This is a genomic window from Desulfuromonas versatilis (genome assembly GCF_019704135.1).
Classification (GTDB): Bacteria; Desulfobacterota; Desulfuromonadia; order Desulfuromonadales; family NIT-T3; genus Desulfuromonas_A; species Desulfuromonas_A versatilis.
Map to the genome: position 1 here is coordinate 1121084 of NZ_AP024355.1, position 22180 is coordinate 1143263.

Sequence of the window (22180 nt, forward strand, 5' to 3'; positions counted from 1 at the left end):
GATGTTCAGTCAGGAAGTTCAGATTACCTTTTCCCTCGCGGTGCGTGAGGCCCAGCGCCGGCACCACGAATACTTGACCACCGAGCATGTGCTCTATGCGATGCTCTTCGAGGAGAGCGGGCAGGAGTTGCTGCGCAATTGCGGGGGGGATCTGGAGCTGTTGCGTTCCGAGCTGGAGGAGTTTTTCTCCAGCCAGCTCGAGCCCCTGCCCGGGAGCGAGGAGTCGGTCCCGGAGCAGACGGTAGGGCTCCAGCGGGTTCTGCAGCGCACCGTGATCCACATGCATTCGGCGGGCAAACAGCAGATCCTGGTCGGCGACGTGCTTGCGGCCATTCTCGAGGAGCGCAACTCCCACGCCGCCCAGTTGCTCGAGTCCCAGGGGCTGAGCCGGCTGGACGTGCTCAACTTCATCTCCCATGGCGTGGCCAAGGTTCCCGGCGAAGAAAAATCCAACAGCCAGCCTGCGCCCGAGGGGGGGGAGGAGCCTGCCCCGGCACCCAAGAAAGGCGCGCCGGCCCGCGACCCTCTCGAGGCCTTCACCGTCAATCTGGTGGAGCGTGCCCGCCTGGGGAAGATCGACCCCCTGGTAGGTCGGGCCGCCGAGCTCGAGCGGACCATCCAGGTGCTCTGCCGGCGGCGCAAGAACAACCCGATCTACGTCGGCGATCCCGGCGTGGGCAAGACGGCCATCGCCGAGGGGCTGGCCCTCAGGATCCATCAGGGCGAGGTGCCGGAGGTCCTGCAGGACTTCGAAATCTATACCCTCGACATGGGCGCCCTGTTGGCCGGGACCAAGTTTCGCGGCGACTTCGAGGAGCGGATCAAGGCGGTGCTCGGCGCCCTGCAGAAAAAGCCGCGGGCGATCCTGTTCATCGACGAGATCCACACCATCGTCGGAGCCGGCGCCACCAGCGGCGGTTCGCTCGATGCCTCCAACCTGCTCAAACCGGTGCTCGCCACCGGTGAGTTGCGCTGCATCGGCTCGACCACCTACGAGGAATACAAGAACCTCTTCGACAAGGACCGGGCGCTCTCCAGGCGTTTCCAGAAAATCGACATCCTCGAGCCGAGCGTGGCCGAAACCGTGGAGATCCTCAAGGGACTGCGCAGCTACTACGAAGAGCACCACGGGGTCAGCTACAGCGACGAGGCCCTGCAGGCGGCGGCCGAGCTCTCGGCGCGGCACATCAACTACCGCCACCTGCCGGACAAGGCCATCGACGTGATCGACGAGGTCGGCTCCTGGTTCCGCATCCACCCCCAGGCGAAAAACCTGGTGGGGGTCGCCGAGGTGGAAAAAGTCGTGGCCTCCATGGCGCGGGTGCCCACCCGCAGTGTCAGCACATCGGATCGCCGCCGGCTGAAAAACCTGGACCGGGACCTGAAACGCAAAGTCTTCGGCCAGGATGCCGCCATCGATGTGCTTTGCCGCTCGATCCTGCGCTCCCGGGCCGGGCTGGGCCATCCGGAAAAGCCGGTGGGCTCCTTCCTGTTCACCGGACCGACCGGGGTCGGCAAGACCGAGGTCGCCCGCCAGCTCGCCCTGCAGATGGGAGTGGAGTTCATCCGTTTCGATATGAGCGAGTACATGGAGAAGCACTCGGTGGCGCGGCTGATCGGAGCCCCGCCGGGCTACGTGGGGTTCGACCAGGGGGGGCTACTCACCGACGGCGTGGTCAAGAACCCCTACGCAGTGCTGCTGCTCGACGAGATCGAGAAGGCCCACCCCGACCTGTTCAGCATTCTCTTGCAGGTCATGGACCACGGCACCCTGACCGACAACAACGGCAAGAAGGCCGATTTCCGCAACGTGGTGCTGATCATGACCAGCAATGCCGGGGCCCGGGAGCTGAGCGCCAACCCCATCGGCTTCGGCAGCCCCGGGCCGGCCAGCGCCAAGCAGGCCATTGAAAAGACCTTTTCCCCGGAATTCCGCAACCGCCTCGACGCGATCATCCCCTTCGGGGCGTTGAGCGAGGAGGTCATGCTCAAGGTGGTGGACAAGTTCGTGGGCGAATTGAGGGCCCAGCTCGAAGAGCGGGAGGTCACCCTGTCCCTGTCGGCGGGGGCCCGGCGCCACCTGGCCCGCAGCGGCTACGATCCCCTTTACGGGGCGCGCCCCCTGGCCCGGCTGCTTCAGTCCCGGATCAGCGACGTGATCGCCGGCGAGATCCTCTTCGGCAAACTCAACCGGGGCGGCCAGGTGAGTGTCGGCATCAAGGGCGAGACCCTGACCTTTGCCTACGACTCCGGAAAGTGAAATGCGCAGGCGGCAGGCCTGATTCCCTGCCGCCTCACCCCCTAGGTTTCCGCTCTCAGGGTATTTGAACCTTGTGCCTGTCTTCCAGCTGATTGACCAGCCCGTTTTCCCTCCGCCCCGTCTGGCCGACCCCGAAGGGTTGCTGGCCGTGGGCGGAGATCTCTCCCCGGCCCGCCTGCTGCTGGCTTATTCCATGGGGATTTTCCCCTGGTTCAACGAAGGCGATCCCCTGCTCTGGTGGTCCCCCGATCCGCGTTGTGTCCTCGACCTTGCCGACCTGAAGATTTCCCGCAGCCTGGCCAAGGTTCTCCGGCAGGGAGTGTTCGAGTTGAGCTTCGACCGGGCCTTTGCCCAGGTGATCGACGCCTGTGCCGAGTTGCGCCGCCAGGGGGGAGCCGGAACCTGGATCACTCCGGAGATGAAGCTGGCCTATGGTGAGCTCCACCAGAAGGGGTATGCCCACTCGGTGGAATGCTGGCATCAGGGGCAGCTGGCGGGGGGGCTGTACGGGGTCTGTCTGGGGCGCTGCTTTTTCGGCGAATCGATGTTTCACCGGGTCAGCAATGCCTCCAAGGTCGCCTTGGTCGGCCTGGTAAGTCACCTGGCGCAGCGGCGGTTCGCCCTTCTGGACTGCCAGATGCCCACCTCCCACCTGATCTCCCTCGGCGCCCGCTGTATCAGCCGGGACGAATTCCTCCAGCGGCTCCGCCAGGGTGGAGTCGAGCCTTCCGTGTCGCCGGTTCCCGGCGGTTTCGATTGAGCCGGCCGGGGCCTCTCCAGGCCCGCGCAGGCCAAATTTCCGGGGCGGTCAGGCTGCCTTTAATTTAGGCAGATGGCTGCCGGCTCGCCTGGTGCAACGAGCTGCGCGGGTTATCCGCAAATTTCCCACAGGGTTTTCCACGCGGCTGTGGAAAAGTCCGAAAATTGCTGTAATTGCAAATGATTAGGATTTCGCCTCGGGAGTGGAGCCGGCGCTGGCGGAGAGGTGCTCGCGGACCAGGCGCTCGATCCGCTTTTGGTCGCTGGCGAGGATGTCGATAAACCGCATGCCGGCCGTGCGTCGGTCCTGGTCTGCGGCATCGCCCACCCAAACCACCTCGGCCAGAGCGCAAATGGGCTTGGCTCCTTCGGCAATTTCGAGAAACAGCAGGCAGAGGTCGGCCACCTCGACGGGAGGCCGGATGGGGATGCGGATGCCGCTGCAGCTGAGATTGACCTGGCAGCGGGGGAAGGGGCGCAGGCGCGAGAACTCCGCTTCGCCTTCCAGCAGGCGGAGGTTTTTCTCCCACTGCCCGCGGAAGGTGCGCAGTTCGCCGCGACCCTTGGTATAGCGCAGGCCGGCGGCGATGTCGATGCGGGGGTACTGGCGCCGCTGGTAGATCTCCAGATCGGGGTTGACCTCCACCCGGATCCGGTCGCGACCCTGCTGGGCGTGAAAGCGGCCGGTCAGGCGCAGCCCCAGGCCGAAGCTTTCCGAGAGCAGTTCGCAGGGCATCTGCGGCGTGAAGGGATAGTCTTCTCCCTCACGGATGCGGTAGGGGATTTCCAGGTCGAAAAAGCTTTCATCCCCGTCCCGGAAATACAGCGTCAGGGTCTCCTGGCGGTCGTCGTCGCGGTGCACCAGGGGCCTGATGAGGATCTTTTGTCCCGGTTTGAAGTACTTCGGGTAACGCATGAAAATCCCGGTGGGAGTAAGGGGTGGAATGGCTCCTGAGACTCATTCCACCCCAGCCCAGGCGGTTGCGGCTCACGGAAATGGGGGAGCAACGGCCGCTCCCCCTGGGTACCCTCGCCAAAAAGCCGACAGCCTGTTACATCTGGTGGCAGTTCTCGCAATCCTCTTTTACGCTGAACGCCGCATTGCCGTCGTGGCAGGCGCCGCAGGAGTCCCCCTGCTCCATCTCCTGCATGGTGCGCCGCTGGTTGCCGGGTCCAGGGAGGAACAGGTCCGGGTGGCACTCGCTGCACCCGAACATGCCGGTGTGGGCCTCGTGGCTGAAGGTTATGTCGCCGGCATCGGCGTTTTTGAAGACGATGTCGCGGGTCGGGTGGCAACTGGAGCAGCCCTCCTTGACGCTGAAGGCTTTCTGCCCGTTGTGGCAGGCGCCGCAGGACTTGCCCTCGGCCATGTCCTTCATGGTGGCGACGGGGTTCTTCTCCGGCCGGATGTGAAAGATGCCGTTGTGGCAGCTGGGGCAGTTGTTGCCCACGGCTTCCAGGTGGGTGTAATGGCTGAAATTGACCGCGCCGGCACCCTTGGAGCTCATGACCACGATGTCGGTGATCCAGGCGGCGCACAGGGTCGCGGGCAGGGCGGCGAACAGCAGAATCAAGACGAGGGACCTGGGCAATTTCATGAGTCCTCCAGCAGCAGGGTGGTAAGGGTCGTCCCGGGGGGGCGCCATCCCCCGGAATATGCAAGAAAAGGGCCGGGTTTTCCGGGTCAGGAGCCTCTCGGGCCCACTTTGCCCTTCAGGGCCAGGCGCCCGTGAAGATCATCGACAAACTGGCGCGCCACCCTGCCCGAGCGGGCACCCCGCATCAGGGCCCATTGCAGGGCCTGGGTTTCCAGGTTGCGGCGCGAGATGCGCAGACCGCGTGTTTTGGCCAGGTGCCGTGTTATCGCCAGGTAGGTGTCCTGGTTCATGGGGTAGAAGCCTATGGTGATGCCGAAGCGGTCGGAGAGGGAGAGCTTTTCGGAAACCGCCTCTTCGGCATGAATCTCCGCCTCACCGGTGTTGTCGGCAAAGCGCTCGGGCATCAGGTGGCGGCGGTTGCTGGTGGCGTACACCAGGACATTGTTCGGGCGCGCTTCCAATCCACCCTCCAGCAGGGCCTTTAGCTCGCGGTAGGAGACCTCGGATTCGTCGAAGGAGAGATCGTCGCTGAACAGGATGAAGCGGTAGGGGAGGTCGCGCAGCTGCTGGGTGATCGCGGGGAGCTGAAAAAGATCCTCCTTGTGGACCTCGATGAGGCGCAGTCCCTCGCCGCCGAATTCACCGAGCAGGCCCTTGACGGCCGAGGATTTGCCGGTGCCGCGCTCGCCCCAGAGCAGGACGTTGTTGGCCGGATGCCCCTTGACGAACTGCCGGGTGTTCTGTCGCAGCCGCTCCAGGGTGCGGTCGAGGCCGAGCAGGTCGCCGAGCAGCGGGATGTCGGGGTGGTCTATGGCCTCCAAATAGCCGCCGTTGCCGCGTTTCTGCCAGCGAAAGGCGTGCTGGCCGCGGAACGCCTCGGGGGGCAGCTGGTATTCGGCCAGCTGGCGGGTCAGCATCTCCTCGCCGAGGTCGAGCAGGTGGTCCAGCCGTTCCAGAACATAGCCCCAATCGATATCCACCGAGTTAATCGCCATCGCCGATCCAGCCTCCCGAGAAGTTAAATATTGAAGGGGAGAGCCATAGTAACAGAATTCGCCCCGAGGATGAACGACAACCTTCGGATGCAACGGCCGCCGCCGGGGCATGTTTCCCCGGGAAAAAATGCTCGTCGGAGCAATTGCCAGCGCAACGGCGGGTATGCTAGCATCGCCGCTCGTGGCGGGGCGGTTGGCCATCAGCGGGTTTCCCGCGGGCGATACTGCCCTCGGTTTGCGGCTGCCGACCAGGCAGCCGATTGGGCGAAGGGACAGGGATGAAAAAGCCGGATGACAGACTTTTTGCGGTTACGGCCCCCGGCCTCGAAGGGGTCTGCGCAGCAGAGCTGGCCGCGCTCGGCATGGCGGAGGTCGAGGCCGTCGCCGGGGGAGTGGAGTTTTGCGGCGGGCTGCGCGAGATTTACCTCGGCAACCTCTGGCTGCGCACGGCCAGTCGCGTCCTGGTCAGGATGGGCGAGGTGCGCAGCCGGGATTTTCCCGACCTGTACAAAAAAACCGTGAAGCTTCCCTGGGGGCGCTTTATCCGTCCCGACACCCGGCTGCGGGTGCGGGCCGTCAGCCATGGCTCGCGGCTCGGCCATACCGGCAGGATTTCCGCCACCGTGGCCGAGGCGGTCAATCGGGCGCTCGGCCGCAAGGAACAACCCGAAACGGGGCCCGAGCAACTGATCCTGGCCCGTTTTGAGGACGACCTCTGTCAGTTCTCCGTGGACAGCTCGGGCGAGCTGCTGCACCGGCGCGGCTATCGGGAGGAAGCGGGAGCGGCGCCGCTGCGTGAAACGCTTGCCGCCGGCATGCTGTTGCTGCTCGGCTGGCAGGGCCAGGTGCCTCTGGCCGATCCGATGTGCGGCTCGGGATCCCTGGTAATCGAGGCGGCGCTGCTGGCCCGCAACCTCCCGCCGGGCCGGGCCAGGCGTTTTGCCTTTATGGATTGGCCCCGTTATCGCCCCGGCCTCTGGGACGCCCTGCGCTTGGAGGCCGGACGTTCCGAACGGCCCTGTCCGGTTCCCCTGGCCGGTTCGGACCAGGATCCGCTGGTGCTCGAGCTGGCCCGCCGCAATGCCCTGCGGGCCGGGGTGGCCGAGGTCACCGCCTGGGACTGCCGGCCACTGCAGCAGCTGCAGAGCGATGCGGGCTGCGGCCTGCTCATCAGCAATCCGCCCTACGGCGAGCGGATTGGCCGCGGCCCGGGCCTGGTCGAGCTGTTTCGAAGTCTCGGACAGGTGCTCGTGGAACGTCGCCCCGGCTGGAGCCTCGCTTTTCTCTGTCCCGACCCGGAACTGGCGCGGCAGACCGACCTTGCACCGGCCTGCAGGGCCGAGCTGCACAACGGCGGAATCGCCGTGGGCCTGTACACGGCCACAAGGGGGCAAAATCCCCGGTGAAATTTTCTTGATTTGTTCGGAGCGATTCTGTATTATCTCCCCTTGTCCTGCAGGCCGGGGGTTTGCGGAACATAGATAAAGAACGGAAAGCGAGGTGATTCCCAGGTGGAGATCCAGGTTGTCGACAACAATGTCGAGAAAGCCATTCGGGTCCTCAAGCGCAAGCTGCAGCAGGAAGGGTTGTTTCGTGAAATGAAGCAGCGCAAGTTTTACGAAAAGCCCAGCGTCAAGCGCAAGCGCAAGGAAAAAGAGGCCCAGCGCCGCCTGCGCAAGAAAATGCGCATGATGCGCCGCGACTAGTACCTCGCTGTTCAGACCATAAGCAAAAGGCCGATCCTTCCGGGATCGGCCTTTTTGCATTCAGTCTGAGGAACTTCAGAGGCTACACGATAAAAAAGGGGCCGGCGTTGCCGGCCCCCGGGTGTTGCCGGTGCGATCAGCGGGGCAGGGTGGGGAGCTCGAGGCCGGCCATGCGGTCGAGCATCCGGACCACCTGGCAGCTGTAGCCGAACTCGTTGTCGTACCAGACGTAAAGGACACAGTGACTGCCCGAGACGATGGTCGCCAGCGAATCGACCACGCCGGCGTGGCGCGAGCCGACGAAGTCGCTGGAGACCACTTCGGGCGAGTTGGTGTAGTCGATCTGGTACTGCAGCGGCGAGTCGAGGGAGATGTCGCGCAGGTAGCTGTTGATCTCCTTCACCGAGGTCTCCCGGCCCAGGGTCAGGTTGAGGATGGCCAGCGAGACGTTGGGGGTCGGCACGCGGATGGCGTTGCCGGTCAGCTTGCCGGTCAGCTCGGGAAGAGCCTTGGCCACCGCCTTGGCGGCGCCGGTCTCGGTGATGACCATATTCAGCGGGGCCCCCCGGCCGCGGCGGGATTTGTTGTGATAATTGTCGATCAGGTTCTGGTCGTTGGTGTAGGAGTGGCAGGTCTCCACGTGGCCGTTGAGAATGCCGAAGCGGTCGTGGACCGCCTTGAGCACCGGGACGATGGCGTTGGTGGTGCAGCTGGCCGCGGAGAAGATCTGCTCCTGGTCGTTGATCAGTTCGTTGTTGACCCCGTAGACGATGTTGGGAATGTCGCCCTTGCCCGGAGCGGTCAGCACGACCTTGGCAATCCCCTTCGCCTTGAGGTGTCGGCCGAGCCCGTCGCGGTCGCGCCACTTGCCGGTATTGTCGACCAGGATCGCGTTGTTGATCCCGTACTGGGTGTAATCCACCGACTCGGGGGAGTCGGAGTAGATGATGCGGATCATGTTGCCGTTGGCGATGATCGCGTTCTCCTCCTCGTCGACGCGGATGGTCCCGTGATAGGGTCCATGCACCGAATCGCGGCGCAGCAGGCTGGCGCGCTTGACCAGGTCGTCGTCGCTGCCCTTGCGGACCACCGCGGCGCGCAGCCGCAGCTTGTCGCCGCCGCCGGTCTGCTCGATGAGAATGCGGGCCAGCAGGCGGCCGATGCGGCCGAAGCCGTAGAGAACCACGTCCCGGGGCTCGCTGAGCAGGGAGCCTTTGCCGGTGTTGATGCCGGAGAGTTCCTGGCGGACGAATTCCTCGGCCGAGAGGCCCTGGCCCTGCGCCATAAAGCGCACGGTCAGCTTGCCGATGTCGATCTTGGCCGGAGCCAGGTCGAGATTGCACATGGCCTGGAGAATCGGGAAGGTGTCACGGACCCAGAGTTCGGTTTCGAGAATCTGCCTGGCGAAACGGTGGGTCTTGAGGATGTCGATGGGTGAGTTGTTGACCAGGGAACGGCCATAGACGGTGGTCACCACCCCGTGATTGCGGTAAAGGTTACCGATCAGGGGAATCATCGCCTCGGCAATCTCTTCCCGGGCTTTCCAGTCCTTGAAATAATCTTCCTGCTTGGAGAGGGCCATGATGCAATCCTTTGGAGAAAAAGCTCGGAGGAACGAGCAGTTGAATGTTTGCGGGCGGTATCGTAAACGAACTTTCACCCTTTTTCAACCCATTTCTCCCTGGTAGACTTTGATCTGGACTTGATCCTGCTGAACTGTTATTAATAAGACTGTTTGCCTGAGGCCAGAGGCGGCCCAGCGAGAACAAACCAAGGAGGTCGAAACCAATGGGTGATAAGGTGCACTACAGCGAGCTCGGTCTGGTCAACACCCGGGACATGTTCAAACGGGCCGTTGGCGGCGGCTATGCCATTCCGGCTTACAATTTCAACAATCTTGAGCAGTTGCAGGCAATTGTCGGCGCCTGTGCCGAAACCTCCTCGCCGGTGATCATCCAGGTCAGCAAGGGGGCCCGGGATTACGCCAACGAAACCATGCTGCGTTTCATGGCGATGGGCGCGGTGAAGATGGCCCGGGAGATGGGCTCCAATATTCCGATCTGCCTGCATCTGGACCACGGCGACTCTTTCGAACTGTGCAAAGCCTGCGTCGACTCGGGTTTCTCCTCGGTGATGATCGACGGCTCGCACCTGAGCTACGACGACAACGTGGCCCTGACGCGCAAGGTGGTGGAATACGCCCATGCCCAGGACGTGACCGTCGAAGGCGAACTCGGCGTGTTGGCCGGGATCGAAGACGAGGTGGTGGCCGAACACTCGACCTACACCAAACCCGAGGAGGTCGAGGACTTCGTCAGGAAAACCGGGGTCGACTCCCTGGCCATATCCATCGGCACCAGCCACGGGGCGTACAAGTTCAAGCTCAAGGAAGGGGAGCAGGTGCCGCCGCTGCGCTTTGACATCCTCGATGAGATCGAACGGCGCATCCCGGGCTTTCCCATCGTGCTGCACGGGGCCTCCAGCGTAGTGCCCGAATACGTCGGCTTGATCAACCAGTATGGCGGCAAGATGGAAGGCGCCGTCGGGGTTCCCGAGGAACAGTTGCGGCGGGCTGCGCAAAGTGCCGTCTGCAAGATCAACATCGATTCCGACGGGCGGCTGGCGGTGACCGCGCGAGTTCGCGAATTTTTGGCGCAAAACCCCGGAGAGTTCGATCCGCGCAAATACCTGGGTGCCGCGCGCAAGGAGCTGATCAAGCTGATCAAGCACAAAAACCAGGCAGTCCTGGGCAGCGCCGGCAAGGCTTGAGCGGTCCCGGGAGTCACCCGGATCGGTTTTAATAAAAATTAATTTCCTTTGCGGGTATCCAATGATAACGCCGCCTTGCAGTAGCAGGGCGGCGTTTTTTTGGGGCCTGAATCGAGAAATATGACAAAAAAGGTCTTTTAAGATGGCATGGCATCTGCTATATGTTTAGCAAGAATGGTAAAGAAGACGGTCTGATCTGCCGAGCAATTTTGTCGGCTTTTGCAATGAGGGTTCAAACCCATGGATTCCAGGGGAGGGAAATAAAGGTTGCTGCTGCAGCCTCAAGGAGTCCAGCAATGCGGAAACACCCCAATGAGTTCACGCGGAGGCAGATCCTGAAGTATTTCGAGGATCGTTTCCTGAATGTGGAAGTCAATGCCGTAGAGAACGGCTATGTCATATTTTTCCATCGGTTCAGCGCTATCGAGGCGTGCGCCGTGGATGATCCGGCCGGTCGTCTGCTGTACGACGAGGAGCAGGACATGTGGCGGCTCTACTGGATGAGCAGCCGCTCCCAGTGGCATCTCTATGACCGTTATGACGGCCTGCGCGATGCCCTGGACCTGATGGTCAGCGAAACAGCGGCCAACCTTTTCCATAAGGTCCTCTAGGTGGCAGGCGCCGGAGCGGACAGCAGCCGCGGGCGGAGGGCGAACTGGTCGGTGCGATCTGGCCGAGGCGGGAATGCGCCCGCGGGGTGAAGGTAGGCCCGATGGCCAATAAATGCAAAAGAAAAGCCGCCTGCGGGGCGGCTTTTTCGCTTTCTCAGTCCTGCTTGTCCGGTGCGGGGGGATGCTTGCCATGCCCGTGGGCCGGCGTTGCGGTGAACAGAACCTCCAGGGTGAGCTTCTCCCCTTCCCGTGCCACTTCCAGCAGCGCCCGGTCGCCGGGGCGTTTCTGCTTCACCGCGTAGACCAGATCGAAATTCTCCTCCAGGGCCGCTCCGTCCAGACTCAGCAGCCGGTCCCCCGCGGTGAGGCCGGCAGCCTCGGCTGCCGAACCGGGCAGGACCCCCTGCACCCTTACCCCGTCCTCTTCCCCGCCAAGCATGACCCCCAGGCGCACTTCCTGTTTGTCGAGATCCTCGTACTCGGTGAACTGCAGAAAGTCGTAGGGCAGCATGGGAAACTCGGGAATCTCCACGTCCATCAGCCGGTCCTGCTTGTCTTCGGGGATGACGATTTCCCTGGAGCCGACCAGGCTGTAGGAACTCGGCAGGCGCCTGAACACCCGGCGCGGAATGCCGAAGCCGAAGCGGACGTGGTTGCCGCCGGCCACCACCAGCATGCGCGTCTTCTCGCGGCCGGGCGCACCCAGGTAGGCGGCGACGTTGTGGGCCATGGTTTCATCCCAGAGCGTCTGCACCCGTAGGAAACCATCCAGTTGGCTGTTGCCGTGAGCGTGGCCACCGTAGATGGCCTCGACCAGCTGGCGTTGATAGGGGTCGTTGAAGTCCATTTCGGGAAGCTGGCTGCGGATCTGTTCGGGCAGTTCGCTGAAATCGAACTGGCCTACCGCCTTTACCAGGGTCTTTTCGGCATTGAGCCCCACGACCGGAATTTTGTGCCGGCGGGCGAATTCGAGCAGCGGCCGATACAACTCGTAGTCCATGCGCCAGGTGTCGTACCAGCGCGACTGCTTGAGAAACGCCTTCTCGTCCAACTCGCCGGCGACCCAGCGGTCGAGTACCGGCTGCTGGGAGGGGGTGAACATCTCCATCCCCATAGCCACCTGGCCGGGGTAGCGCTCGGCCAGAGCGGTGAGCACTGCCAGCTCCTGGCGGTGCGAGGCTGGGTTGTCGTGGGTTTCGCCGACGTAGACGATGCGTGAGTCGCTGACAATGGCCAGCATCTGCGCCTCCGCAACCGGTTTTCCGGTAGGCAGATGGATGATTTTTCCCACGACGGGGGGCTGTTCGGGGGGGTAGGGCATTTCGGGGTTCCGGGCCAGCTTGGCGGCGGGGCTGCAGGCCGCCAGGATCAGGGCCGCAAAACCGGCCAGCAGGGCCGGAACGATGGGTTTGCTGCGTGGCATGGGCCGTCTCCCTGTGATTACAGCTTCGGGCGGCCGGGGAGACGGGCCGGAGAAAATCCTCCGGCCCGTCGCTACCTCAATGCGGGCCCGTGGTGCTGTAGATGTTTTTGGAGTAGAAGATCTCGGTCATCTCGCGCCGCAGGCGCTCGCGGACCCGCTCCTTTTCGTCGTCGGTGAAGTCCTGGGCGGCGGTGGAAAACAGGTAGTAGTCCAGGTCGAAGTCGCTGAGCACCATCTTGGTGTGAAACAGGTTCTCCTGGTGGATGTTGATGTCCACGCATTGATAGCGGTCGAGAATCTTCTTGTCGACGAACTGCTGGATCGAATGGATCTTGTGGTCGATGTAGTGCTTCTTGCCCTTTACGTCGCGGGTGAAGCCGCGGACCTTGTAATCCATCAGCACGATGTCGGATTCGAAGGAGTCGATCAAGTGGTTCAGCGCCTTCAGGGGGCTGATCTTGCCGCAGGTGGAGACGTCCACGTCGACCCGGAAGGTGGAGACCCCGGTCTTGGAGTCGGTTTCCGGGTAGGTGTGGATGCACAGGTGGCTCTTGTCGAGGTGCGCCAGCACCTGGTCCGGTTTCGGGTCGACCGGCTCCTCGGCGATCAGGATGGTGACGCTCGCCCCCATCGGGTCGTAATCCTGACTGGAGATGTTCAGGATGTTGGCGCCGATGATCTCGGAGACCTCGGTGAGGATCTTGACCAGGCGCTCCGAGTTGTACTCCTCGTCGATGTACTCCAGGTACTCCTTGCGGGCCTGGGGCGAACGGGCGTAGCAGACGTCGTAAATGTTGAACGAGAGCGTCTTGGTCAGGTTGTTGAACCCGCGCAGTTTGAGCTTGGGGCGCCGGCGGGGCTTGCCCTTGCTTTTGCTGGTTTTGGGCTTGGTGGGTTTTACGGAATTCTTCTTTGCGGACATCGGCAATATCCCTCCCCGGGAAGCGGTGAGATATTTGGCAAAGCCAAATCTCCTAATTAGACCACAGCCGGCCGAGGGTGGACAAGACAAATCTTGGGGGAGTCAGCGGTTTTTTTCCGGAGCCTCCTCGGCGGCGGGGGCGGGGACCCCCTTGGCTGCTCGCCCGGTGCTGGCGGTGCGCAGGCTCAGCAGCAGGCTGAACAGGGCCGGCACCAGCAGCAGGGTGAACAGGGTGGAAACCACCAGGCCGCCGACCACCACGCTGCCCAGCCCCCGGTACAGTTCGCTGCCCGCTCCGGGGAAGAGCACCAGCGGCAGCATGCCGAAGACCGAGGTGCCCACCGACATGAAGATCGGCCGCACCCGGCCGCGCACCGATTCGCGCAGCGCCTCGCGGCTCTCCAACTGGCCCTCGCGCATGAAGTTGAGCGCCTGGTGGACGATGAGAATGGCGTTGTTGACCACCGTGCCGACCAGGATGATGAAGCCGAGCATGGTCAGCACGTCCAGGGCCTGGTAGGCCAGCAGGTGGCTGACCAGCCACAGCCCGAGAAATCCTCCGGCCATGGCCAGCGGCACGGAGAACATGATGACGAAGGGGTAGAAGAAGCTCTCGAACAGGGCGGCCATCAGCAGGTAGGTGATGACCAGGGCGAGCAGGAAGTTCCACTTGAGCACGTCGAAGGTTTCGCGCAGCTTGTCGGCGGTGCCGGCCAGGCGCACCCGCAGGTCGCTGCCGAGCACCCCCTGTTGGCGAAGGGGCTCGAGGACCTGCTGCTCGATCATTTCCATCGCCGCCTCGAGGGGGATTTCCTCCGGGGGACGAACCTCCAGGGTGATGGTGCGCTGGCGTTCGGCGTGGTTGATCTGTTCCGGGCCGGCCACCAGAAGCACCCGGGCCAGGGCGCCGAGCGGCACCTGTTGGCCGTCGGGGGAGCGCAGCAGCAGCTTTTCGAAATCCTGGGTGCGGCTGGCGAAGTGCTCAGCGCCCATGACTGTGAGGTCGATTTCGTTGCCCGCCACGTTGACGGTGCTTGCTCGGGTCCCGTCGAGCAGGGCGTCGACGGCGATCCCCAGGTCGCGGGCGCTGATCCCCAGGTCAGCCAGGCGTACCCGGTCGGGCAGCACGCGGATCTCCGGGTTGCCCAGGTCGAGGCTGGGCACCGGGCGCACCTGCGCGCCCGGGACCGCCTGCCGGACCATTCCGAAGGCCCGGGCGCCGATTTCCACCAGGCGCGGGAGGTCGGTGCCGGAAAACTCCACCTCGATGCTGCGGCCGCCGGTGAGGCCGCTTTCGAACAGGGAGGTCTGCGAGACGATGGCGATCATTCCCGGCACCTTGCCAAGGCGCTGCTGCATGAACGGGATCAACTCGCGGACCCGCCTCGGGTCACGGGCCCTGACGCCCATGAAGATCTGCCGGCCGCGGGCGACGTAGAAAAAATGGGTGATCGCCGGGGTGGTGCCGCGGTCGTCGTAATCCGTTTGCCAGAGGGGGGCGAAGTCGCCTTCCAGACCCTGGCCGATGCGGGTCAGCTCCGCCACGTTGTAGCCTGGCGGTGGCAGCAACAGGCCGATGAGCAAGTTGCGGTTGCCAGTCGGCAGGTATTCGGGTTTGGGCATCAGCAGCCAGGCCCCGCCCAGGGCCGCGGCGGTGAACAGCAGCACCACCGCGAAGCAGGCCAGGGCGCTGCGGCTTACCCGGTAAACGGTGTTGGCGACATGCTCGGAGAAGCGCCCGGCCAGCGCCACCAGGCCGAACAACTCGGCCGGGCCCGGTCGCCTGGCCGAGCTCTTCCCGGCGCTGCGGATCGCCCCCCGCCCGAGCAGCAGTGCCGCCGCCGAGGGGATAACGGTGATGGAGATCACCAGGGAGAGCCCGACGGCGGCGCAAATGGCGATGGCAATGTCGCGAAACAGCTGGCCGGTCTCCTGGACGATGAAAAGTATCGGCAGGAACACCGCGATGGTGGTCAGGGTCGAACTGAGCACCGCCCCCCAGACCTCGCCGGTGGCCTCGATGGCGGCGGCCTTTTTCTCCTTGCCCAGCTGGCGGTGCCGGTAGATGTTCTCCAACACGACAATGGCGTTGTCCACCACCATCCCCACGGCAAAGGCGAGCCCGGCCAGGGAGATGACATTGAGGGTGCGGCCGAACAGGGTCATGACGATGAAGGTGCCGATCACCGAAATGGGGATGGCGGTGGCGACGATGAGCGTCGGGGCCAGGGAGCGCAGAAACAGCAGCAGCACCGTCACCGCGAGCAGGCCGCCGACCCAGAGGTTCTGCAGTACCAGGTCGATGGCCGATTCGATGTACTCGGTTTCGTCGTAGACCTGGCGCAGGACCAGCCCTTCTTCGGCGAGGACCCCCTCGTTGAGTTCGCGCAGGGCCAGCTTGAGCCCGGCCATGACCTCCAGGACGTTGGTCCCCGATTCGCGCTGGACGTTGACGGCCATGGCCGGCTCGCCGTTCTGGCGCACCGAAACCGTCGCCTGCTCGTAGCCGAAGCGGGCCTCGGCCACGTCGCCGACGAACAGGCGCTGCCCCGAGGCGGTCGGCAGGGCGATGGCCTCGACTTCGCCCGGCGCGGTCAGTTCGGCGAGGGTGCGCACGATGTAGCGGCGCTTGCCTTCATCGAAGCTGCCCGCGGAGATATTCACATTCTCGCTGTCCAGGGCGCGGATGAGTTCTCCCAGGGTGAGCCCGATGGCCGAGAGCTTTTCCGGGTCGACCACCACCTGCAGCTCCGGCTCGCGCCCGCCGATGACGTTGCTGCGGGCCACCCCGGGCACCCGCTCGAAGCGGGCCTTGACATGGTCTTCGGTAAACAGCTGGTAGCTGTAGATGGGGTTGCTGTTGCCGGCAAGGGGCTTGAGGATGAACCAGGCGATGGGCCGGTCGTCGGTGTTGACGGTGGAGATCACCGGGCGCTCGGCGTCCTCGGGGATATCCCGCACCTGGTTCAGGCGGTTGCTGACCTTGAGCAGCGCCGCGTCCATGTCGGTGCCGGGGGTAAAGGTCAGCACGATCCGGCCGCTGCTGTCCTGCGACTCGGATTTCATCTCCTCGACCCCTTCGACGCTCTTGAGCTCGTCCTCCTGGCGCAGGATGATCTCTTTTTCGACCTCTTCGGGGCTGGCACCGGGCCAGTCGGTCTGGATAGTGATTTCCGGGCGGGAGACCTCGGGGGTGAGCTGGATGGGGGTGCGCCACAGCGAGAGCAGGCCGAACAGCACCACCAGCAGAACGCCGACGCTGACCCCGACCTGACGCTCGACGGAGGTGGCGATCAGCTTCATGGCGCACTCCCCCCGCCACCCGGGGCTTCCTGGACCTGCTGCCCCTCGCGGAGCCTTTCGTTGCCGCGGATGGCCACGCGGTTCCCCGCCTCGAGGGAACCATCCAGGGGGCGCACCAGGAAGCTCCCCCCGGCCGCCTGGAGCAGTTCCACGGGAATGATTCGAGCTGTATCCCGATGAATTTTCACCACGTATCCGCCGCCGTCGGGGCGGGGTACATAGGCATCCTTGGGAATCACCAGCCCCGGGTTGTCGAGGTCGCGCATAAAGGTGACCCGGGCCAGCATGCCGGCGAGGATTTTCCCCTCGGGGTTGGCGACGCTGACCTGCACCGGGAAGGTGCGCGATGCGAGGTCCGCCTGGGGTACCACCGCGGTGACTTCCCCGGAGAAATCTCCCCCCGGCAGCGCGTCGAAGTTTACCCGGGCCTGCATGCCGAGTTTTACCTGGCTCAGGTGCTGCTCGGGGACCGGGGTCATCACCTGGATGGTCGAGAGGTCCGCCAGCTCCACGACGGCCTCCCCCTCGTCTACCCACTGCCCGAGTTCGGTGACTGCCCGCACTACATGCCCGCTGAAGGGGGCGCGGATGCTCATCCGCTCCAGCCGGTCCTGGAGCAGGCGGATGGAGGCCTGGTTGCGGCTGGCTTCCTGCAACAGGGCGTCGAGTTCGGTCTGGCGGGCCTGCAATTCCTCCTCGGAGATGATTCGCTGGCTGTGCAGCTCCCGGGCCCGGCGCAGGTCGGCCTCGGCTTTGGCGATGCGGGTCTGTACCTCGCCAAGGCGGGCCCTGGCCTCCTCCCGCTGCAGTTCGACAGGGTAGCTCCGCAGGCGGGCGATCACCTCGCCCCTGGCCACCTGGTCGCCGCGGCGGACGCGGAGAAACTCCACCAGGCCGTCAACCTCGCTGGCCACCCGGGCCATGTAGCGCGGCTCGGCGGTGGCCGCAAAGGTGCGGGGGATGCGCGGCTGCCCCTGTTCGACGGTGGCGGTGACGATCAGGGCGGCCGGAGGGGTGGCATTCGGCTGGGCGTAAACCGGGGAGGCAAGACACAGCAGCAAGCTGAACAGGGCGCGAGACCTGAGCATACCAGGCGGGTCCTTCTGCAGTGGCGGGGGGGGCCCCGCGGGGAACTGGGTCGGACGGGCATCATGGCTCTACAGTTAATTAATTCAATAAACCACCGGAGTGTCAAGGGCGGGAGTCCTGGTTAAAGATAGATGGACGCCCCTTGGGAACGCAAAAGCCCCGGCCGAGGGGGCCGGGGCTTGGTGGGGTACTCTGCTGAGAGGGGGGGATCAGCCGGCGACCAGCTTTTCCTTGCGGGCGGTCATCACCTTGTAGGCGCAGAACTCGCCGCACATGGTGCAGGCGCCGTGCTCCTCGTCGACCCCCGATTCGGCGCGCAGACGGCGGGCCTTCTCGGGGTCGAGGGCGAGGGCGAACTGCCCCTCCCAGTCGAGGGCCTTGCGGCAGCGGGCCATGGCGATGTCTTTCTCGAGGGCGCCGGGCACCCCTTTGACGATGTCGGCGGCGTGGGCGGCGATGCGGCAGGCGATGACCCCCTCGTGCACGTCCTCCACCGTCGGCAGGCGCAGGTGCTCGCTGGCGGTGACGTAGCAGAGAAAGTCGGCGCCGGCGCTGGCCGCCAGGGTGCCGCCGATGGCGCAGGTGATGTGGTCGTAGCCCGGGGCGATGTCGGTGACCAGGGGCCCCAGCACGTAGAAGGGGGCGCCGTGGCAGAGCCGCTTCTGCAGCTGGATATTGGCCTCGATCTGGTTGAGCGGCACGTGGCCGGGTCCCTCGATCATCACCTGGACGCCGGCCTCCCAGGCGCGCTGGGTCAGTTCGCCGAGCACGATCAGCTCGTGGATCTGGGCGCGGTCGGTGGCGTCGGCCAGGCAACCGGGGCGGAAGCCGTCGCCCAGCGACAGGGTGGCATCGAAAGGCTTGACGATCTCGAGCAGCCGGTCGAAGTGCTCGTAGAGGGGGTTTTCGGCGTTGTTGTGGGTCATCCACTCGATGGTGAAGGAGCCGCCGCGGGAGACCACCTCCATGATCCGCCCCTCACGGTCCATACGCTCGACGGTGGCGCGGGTGACCCCGCAGTGCACGGTGATGAAGTCGACCCCATCCTCGAGGTGCTTGACGATGCCGTCGAAGATCTCGTCGACGGTCATCTCGACCATCGCCTTGTTCTTGCGGGTCACCGTGTCGACCGCCGCCTGGTAAAGGGGGACCGAGCCGATGCAGGCGTTGGTCTGGGAGATGATCGCCGCGCGGATCTCGTCAATGGGCCCGCCGGTAGAGAGGTCCATGATCGCGTCGGCGCCGGCGGCCACCGCGACGCGGGCCTTTTCCAGCTCCTTGTCGATGCTCTTGTCGTCCTTGCTGGTGCCGATGTTGGCGTTGACCTTGGTGCGCAGGCCCTTGCCGACCGCCAGCGGGATGCCGTTGCCGTGCTTGTTGTTGTGGCAGATGATCGCCGTTCCTTCGGCGATGCGCTGGCGCAGGATCTCCGGGTCGATATTCTCCGCCGCGGCGGCCTGTTTCATTTTGTCGGTGATGATGCCCTTGCGGGCGGCTTCGAGCTGGGTCATTTATTTACCTCGAGGAGTCAGAATTCAGGAGCCAAGAGAGTGCATGCTCCGACTTGGACTAGTTGTCTTTCCTGGGTTTGCCTTTCACCAATCACTTATTACTCATCACTGATTACGGCTTTTGCCGCCTGCCAGTGGTTGACCGGGCCGTGGCCGCTGCCCAGGGGGACGGCGCTGCGGATTGCTTCGGTGATGAACGCCTTGGCCTTTTCCACCGCCTTGACCAGGGGCATTCCCTGGGCGATGAAGGTAGCGATGGCCGCCGAGTAGGTGCAGCCGGTGCCGTGGGTGTTGGGGGTTTCGAGCCGTTCGGCGCCGAAGCGGTGAACGCTGTCGCCGGCAAGCAGCAGGTCGACGGCGGGCCCCGGCAGATGTCCGCCCTTGATCAGCACGTTGCGCGCGCCCAGCTTCTGCAGGGCGCGGGCCGCCACCTCCATGTCGGCCTCGGTTTTGACCTTGAGCCCAGCGATGGCTTCCGCTTCGGGGATGTTGGGGGTGATCAGGTAGGTGAGCGGGAGCAACCGGGCCAGCAGGGTGTCGACGGCCTGCTGCTGCAGCAAGGGGGCGCCCCCCTTGGCGATCATCACCGGGTCGACCACCGTCAGCAGGTTGCGCCGCTTGAGCGCGCGGGCGACCACGCCGATGATCTCCGCCGAGTAGAGCATGCCGGTCTTCACCGTGTCGGCCCCCAGGTCGGAGAGGACCGCCTCGATCTGGTCGGCGACGAAATCCTCCGGACAGGGGTGGATGCCCCGCACTCCCCGGGTGTTCTGCGCGGTCAGGGCGGTCAGGGCGCTGCTGCCGAAGGCGCCGAGCAGGGTGATGGTCTTCAGGTCGGCCTGGATGCCGGCGCCACCTCCCGAGTCGGACCCGGCCACGCTCAGCACGCGGCCGCGGGGGTAGGGGAGGTGGCGGTTGAACTGCAGGGCGATCTCGCGGGCCGCCAGGGACGGAAAGGGGTCGGCCATCACCGCCGAGATCACCGCCACCGCGTCGGCGCCGGCCGTGATAGCCTCGTCGGCCCGCTCCCGGTCGATGCCGCCGATGGCGACGATGGGGATCTTGACGGCGCGGCGCACCTTCTTCAGGGTATCGATGCCGACCAGCTCGGTGTCCTGCTTGGTGCCGGTGGGGTAGATGCTGCCAACGCCGATGTAGTCGGCCCCCTGGGTTTCGGCCTTGAGCGCCTGCTCGACGGTGCGGGTGGAGACGCCGATTATGCGCTGGTGACCGAGAATCTTGCGGGCCTCGGCGACCGTCCCGTCCCCCTGGCCAAGGTGCACGCCGTCGGCCTCGCAGGCGGCGGCGAGGTTGGCATCGTCGTTGACGATGAAGGTAGCCCCGACCTTGCGGCAAAGCCCGGCGAGCTGCCGGGCAGCCTCGATCCGGCGCTCTGCGGGCAGCTCCTTGTCCCGGTACTGGATCACCCGGGCACCGCCCTGCAGGGCGGCTTCGACCCGAGCGGCCAGGTTGCCGTCGCGGTCGCTGTCGGTGATGACGTAAAGCCCTTTGATCATGGCCTGTCGCTTTCCCGGATAAAAAAAATGACGCCGCTGACCCCATGGGGGCGCGGCGCCATTAACGTGTTGACCGTTGTCGCCGCTTCCCTACGCCGGTATGACCCGGATCAGGTTCAAAGGGTCGTTCCGCACTCCGCGGAACTCTCAGTAGGACACTCCCCTAGCGGTATTTTTGATTTTTTATGCTTTAAGCAGTTCCTCGCCCGCGCTCAAGCGAGCACGATGCGTTTGTTGAGCAGGTCGATTTCGCCGATCGCGCCGGCAATGCTGCGGGTCTTGCCGAACACATCCACCAGCTTGAGCTGGCCGCCCGCGGCCAGGATCGACGAGACGTGCTCCAGAGGAGTTTCCTGGTCGCCGTCGATGAGAAGAAACGTCCCATGATCAAGACACATGCCGATACCTCCATGGAAAAGTAAGAAAAAGCCTAAAGGAATAGGCAGTTGCTGTCAACCTTAATGTCTCTGCTTTATTTCTCCCCCGCTGGGCTGCCCGGGCTGCTTGGTCCTTTACAGCGCCGGGACCCCGTGGTAAATAATTTATTTTCCCCCCTTCATCCCAAAGGGAGAACCTTCCCATGCAGGGTCGCCGTCCTACCGTTGCCGAAATCGACCTTTCGGCCCTGGCCCATAATTTTTCCCATATCCGCTCGCGAACCGCCGGCCGTCAGGTGCTGGCGGTGGTCAAGGCCGACGCCTACGGGCACGGCGCCGCCCGCGTCGCCCCGTTTCTTCAGGCGCAGGGTGCCGAGCTGTTCGGTGTCGCCCTGGTGGAGGAAGCTCTGGAGCTGCGTGCCGCCGGGGTCACCCGGCCGATCCTTGTTCTGGGCGGCATCTACCCCGGGCAGGAGCAGCAGGTGCTCGTCGCCGGCCTCTCCTGCACCCTGTTCTGCCTCGAGACTGCCCGGCGCCTGAATGCCGAGGCCGCAGCTGCTGGGCAGATCTGCCCCTTTCATCTTAAGCTCGATTCGGGGATGGGGCGGGTCGGCGTCCGACCGGAGGAATTGGCCGGGGTGCTGGATGAACTTGCCGGCTTGAGGTCTCTGCGCATGGAGGGGTTCTTCTCGCACCTGGCGCTGGCCGACGAACCCGGCCGGGAGTTCAACGAGGTCCAGGTGCGGAGGTTCCGCGAGGCCCTGGCCCGGGTGCGCGAGCGGGGCTTCGCGCCGGGTTTCGTGCATATCAGCAACAGCGCCGCCATCTTTACCCGGGATATCCCCGAAGCCAACCTGGTGCGCCCCGGCATCGCCCTCTACGGCGGCCTGCCGGCACCGGGGCTGGAGGGGACCATCGACCTGCGTCCGGTCATGCACCTGCGCACCCGGGTGGCGGCTCTCAAGACGGTGGCGCCGGGCACGGGGATCTCCTACAGCCACCGCTTCAGCGCAGAGAGGCCCACCGTGGTCGCCACACTGCCGGTCGGCTATGCCGACGGCTACAACCGGCTGCTGACCAACCGTGGCGAGGTGCTGGTTCGCGGGCGCCGCGCCCGGGTCGCCGGCACGGTCTGCATGGACTGGATCATGATCGATGTCACCGATGTCCCCGGTGTCGCCGTCGGCGACGAGGTAACCCTGCTCGGGTCCGCCGAGGGGGGCAGTATCAGCGCCGAGGAGTGGGCGGAGAAGGTCGGCAGCATCTCCTACGAGGTGTTCTGCGGCATCGGCAAGCGGGTGCCGAGGGTGTATTTAGGTGAGGAGTGAGGAGTGAGGAGT

18 protein-coding genes and 1 riboswitch are annotated in these 22180 nt (G+C 64.6%); of the genes, 7 read left to right on the top strand and 11 right to left on the bottom strand.

All coding sequences use genetic code 11. The annotated features are described in order from the left end of the window. The first annotated feature begins 1 nt into the window (after position 1). Both clpA and aat read left to right on the top strand, forming a co-directional pair. A complete protein-coding gene (gene clpA / locus DESUT3_RS04935) occupies positions 2–2260 on the top strand; it encodes an ATP-dependent Clp protease ATP-binding subunit ClpA (protein WP_221251342.1) in 2259 nt (752 codons plus the stop codon). A 73-nt stretch (positions 2261–2333) separates the two neighbouring features. Next, entirely contained in the window at positions 2334–3020 is a 687-nt protein-coding gene (gene aat / locus DESUT3_RS04940; RefSeq protein WP_221252476.1) for a leucyl/phenylalanyl-tRNA--protein transferase, read from the top strand. 183 nt (positions 3021–3203) lie between these two features. On the opposite strand, the gene DESUT3_RS04945 is transcribed toward aat, so the two are convergent. From DESUT3_RS04945 to DESUT3_RS04955, 3 genes are all read right to left on the bottom strand, one after another. Next, entirely contained in the window at positions 3204–3935 is a 732-nt protein-coding gene (locus DESUT3_RS04945; protein WP_221251343.1) for a PilZ domain-containing protein, read from the bottom strand. A 136-nt stretch (positions 3936–4071) separates the two neighbouring features. Beyond that, the gene (locus DESUT3_RS04950; protein ID WP_221251344.1) at positions 4072–4617 is read right to left on the bottom strand and encodes a cytochrome c3 family protein; all 546 of its coding nucleotides are present in this window, start codon (positions 4615–4617) and stop codon (positions 4072–4074) included. Between the two features lie 86 nt (positions 4618–4703). Further along, positions 4704–5612, bottom strand: coding sequence for an ATP-binding protein (locus tag DESUT3_RS04955; RefSeq protein WP_221251345.1), 909 nt, complete (start codon positions 5610–5612; stop codon positions 4704–4706). Positions 5613–5890: 278 nt separating this feature from the next. Here DESUT3_RS04955 and DESUT3_RS04960 point away from each other — a divergent pair, with 278 nt between their 5' ends. Together DESUT3_RS04960 and rpsU are read left to right on the top strand one after the other, a co-directional pair. Next, a complete protein-coding gene (locus tag DESUT3_RS04960; RefSeq protein ID WP_221251346.1) occupies positions 5891–7018 on the top strand; it encodes a THUMP domain-containing class I SAM-dependent RNA methyltransferase in 1128 nt (375 codons plus the stop codon). Positions 7019–7123: 105 nt separating this feature from the next. Then, positions 7124–7318 carry a 30S ribosomal protein S21 gene (gene rpsU, locus DESUT3_RS04965; protein WP_221251347.1) on the top strand — a complete coding sequence of 65 codons (195 nt, stop codon included), beginning with the start codon at positions 7124–7126 and terminating at the stop codon, positions 7316–7318. Positions 7319–7454: 136 nt separating this feature from the next. Here the strand turns inward: rpsU and DESUT3_RS04970 are convergent, their stop codons facing one another. Beyond that, positions 7455–8900 carry a glyceraldehyde-3-phosphate dehydrogenase gene (locus DESUT3_RS04970; RefSeq protein ID WP_221251348.1) on the bottom strand — a complete coding sequence of 482 codons (1446 nt, stop codon included), beginning with the start codon at positions 8898–8900 and terminating at the stop codon, positions 7455–7457. Between the two features lie 206 nt (positions 8901–9106). Here DESUT3_RS04970 and DESUT3_RS04975 point away from each other — a divergent pair, with 206 nt between their 5' ends. Both DESUT3_RS04975 and DESUT3_RS04980 read left to right on the top strand, forming a co-directional pair. Further along, a complete protein-coding gene (locus DESUT3_RS04975; RefSeq protein ID WP_221251349.1) occupies positions 9107–10087 on the top strand; it encodes a class II fructose-bisphosphate aldolase in 981 nt (326 codons plus the stop codon). Between the two features lie 296 nt (positions 10088–10383). After that, entirely contained in the window at positions 10384–10698 is a 315-nt protein-coding gene (locus DESUT3_RS04980; protein ID WP_221251350.1) for a DUF3024 domain-containing protein, read from the top strand. Positions 10699–10852: 154 nt separating this feature from the next. Here DESUT3_RS04980 and DESUT3_RS04985 read toward each other — a convergent pair whose 3' ends face one another. From DESUT3_RS04985 to DESUT3_RS05015, 7 genes are all read right to left on the bottom strand, one after another. Continuing rightward, positions 10853–12121 (bottom strand): ChaN family lipoprotein, encoded by a 1269-nt coding sequence (locus DESUT3_RS04985; protein WP_221251351.1) that lies wholly within the window; start codon positions 12119–12121, stop codon positions 10853–10855. Positions 12122–12197: 76 nt separating this feature from the next. Next, complete coding sequence (gene speD, locus DESUT3_RS04990) at positions 12198–13043, bottom strand: adenosylmethionine decarboxylase (RefSeq protein ID WP_221251352.1); 846 nt, start codon at positions 13041–13043, stop codon at positions 12198–12200. Between the two features lie 102 nt (positions 13044–13145). Next, the gene (locus DESUT3_RS04995; RefSeq protein ID WP_221251353.1) at positions 13146–16346 is read right to left on the bottom strand and encodes an efflux RND transporter permease subunit; all 3201 of its coding nucleotides are present in this window, start codon (positions 16344–16346) and stop codon (positions 13146–13148) included. Next, on the bottom strand, positions 16343–17434 hold the full coding sequence (locus tag DESUT3_RS05000; RefSeq protein WP_221251354.1) for an efflux RND transporter periplasmic adaptor subunit: 1092 nt from the start codon (positions 17432–17434) through the stop codon (positions 16343–16345). Before DESUT3_RS05000 ends, DESUT3_RS04995 begins: the two co-directional genes overlap by 4 nt. Positions 17435–17644: 210 nt before the next feature. Continuing rightward, positions 17645–18946, bottom strand: a complete 1302-nt coding sequence (gene thiC / locus DESUT3_RS05005; protein WP_221251355.1) for a phosphomethylpyrimidine synthase ThiC — start codon at positions 18944–18946, stop codon at positions 17645–17647. Between the two features lie 98 nt (positions 18947–19044). Further along, positions 19045–20463 (bottom strand): bifunctional hydroxymethylpyrimidine kinase/phosphomethylpyrimidine kinase, encoded by a 1419-nt coding sequence (gene thiD, locus DESUT3_RS05010; protein ID WP_221251356.1) that lies wholly within the window; start codon positions 20461–20463, stop codon positions 19045–19047. A gap of 70 nt (positions 20464–20533) precedes the next feature. Next, a riboswitch (TPP riboswitch) is annotated at positions 20534–20638 on the bottom strand. A gap of 37 nt (positions 20639–20675) precedes the next feature. After that, a complete protein-coding gene (locus DESUT3_RS05015; protein ID WP_221251357.1) occupies positions 20676–20861 on the bottom strand; it encodes a CooT family nickel-binding protein in 186 nt (61 codons plus the stop codon). Positions 20862–21043: 182 nt separating this feature from the next. Here DESUT3_RS05015 and alr point away from each other — a divergent pair, with 182 nt between their 5' ends. Beyond that, entirely contained in the window at positions 21044–22168 is a 1125-nt protein-coding gene (alr, locus tag DESUT3_RS05020) for an alanine racemase (protein WP_221251358.1), read from the top strand. The last annotated feature ends 12 nt before the right edge of the window (positions 22169–22180 follow it).

Bases quoted from the DNA above. Each gene is read 5' to 3' on its own strand.
- clpA (WP_221251342.1), top strand. From the start codon at position 2: ATGTTCAGTCAGGAAGTTCAGATTACCTTTTCCCTCGCGGTGCGTGAG.
- thiD (WP_221251356.1), bottom strand. From the start codon at position 20,463: ATGATCAAAGGGCTTTACGTCATCACCGACAGCGACCGCGACGGCAAC.
- DESUT3_RS04985 (WP_221251351.1), bottom strand. From the start codon at position 12,121: ATGCCACGCAGCAAACCCATCGTTCCGGCCCTGCTGGCCGGTTTTGCG.
- DESUT3_RS04960 (WP_221251346.1), top strand. From the start codon at position 5,891: ATGAAAAAGCCGGATGACAGACTTTTTGCGGTTACGGCCCCCGGCCTC.
- DESUT3_RS04980 (WP_221251350.1), top strand. From the start codon at position 10,384: ATGCGGAAACACCCCAATGAGTTCACGCGGAGGCAGATCCTGAAGTAT.
- DESUT3_RS05000 (WP_221251354.1), bottom strand. From the start codon at position 17,434: ATGCTCAGGTCTCGCGCCCTGTTCAGCTTGCTGCTGTGTCTTGCCTCC.
- DESUT3_RS04955 (WP_221251345.1), bottom strand. From the start codon at position 5,612: ATGGCGATTAACTCGGTGGATATCGATTGGGGCTATGTTCTGGAACGG.
- alr (WP_221251358.1), top strand. From the start codon at position 21,044: ATGCAGGGTCGCCGTCCTACCGTTGCCGAAATCGACCTTTCGGCCCTG.
- DESUT3_RS04970 (WP_221251348.1), bottom strand. From the start codon at position 8,900: ATGGCCCTCTCCAAGCAGGAAGATTATTTCAAGGACTGGAAAGCCCGG.
- DESUT3_RS05015 (WP_221251357.1), bottom strand. From the start codon at position 20,861: ATGTGTCTTGATCATGGGACGTTTCTTCTCATCGACGGCGACCAGGAA.
- thiC (WP_221251355.1), bottom strand. From the start codon at position 18,946: ATGACCCAGCTCGAAGCCGCCCGCAAGGGCATCATCACCGACAAAATG.
- speD (WP_221251352.1), bottom strand. From the start codon at position 13,043: ATGTCCGCAAAGAAGAATTCCGTAAAACCCACCAAGCCCAAAACCAGC.
- DESUT3_RS04945 (WP_221251343.1), bottom strand. From the start codon at position 3,935: ATGCGTTACCCGAAGTACTTCAAACCGGGACAAAAGATCCTCATCAGG.
- DESUT3_RS04950 (WP_221251344.1), bottom strand. From the start codon at position 4,617: ATGAAATTGCCCAGGTCCCTCGTCTTGATTCTGCTGTTCGCCGCCCTG.
- DESUT3_RS04975 (WP_221251349.1), top strand. From the start codon at position 9,107: ATGGGTGATAAGGTGCACTACAGCGAGCTCGGTCTGGTCAACACCCGG.
- DESUT3_RS04995 (WP_221251353.1), bottom strand. From the start codon at position 16,346: ATGAAGCTGATCGCCACCTCCGTCGAGCGTCAGGTCGGGGTCAGCGTC.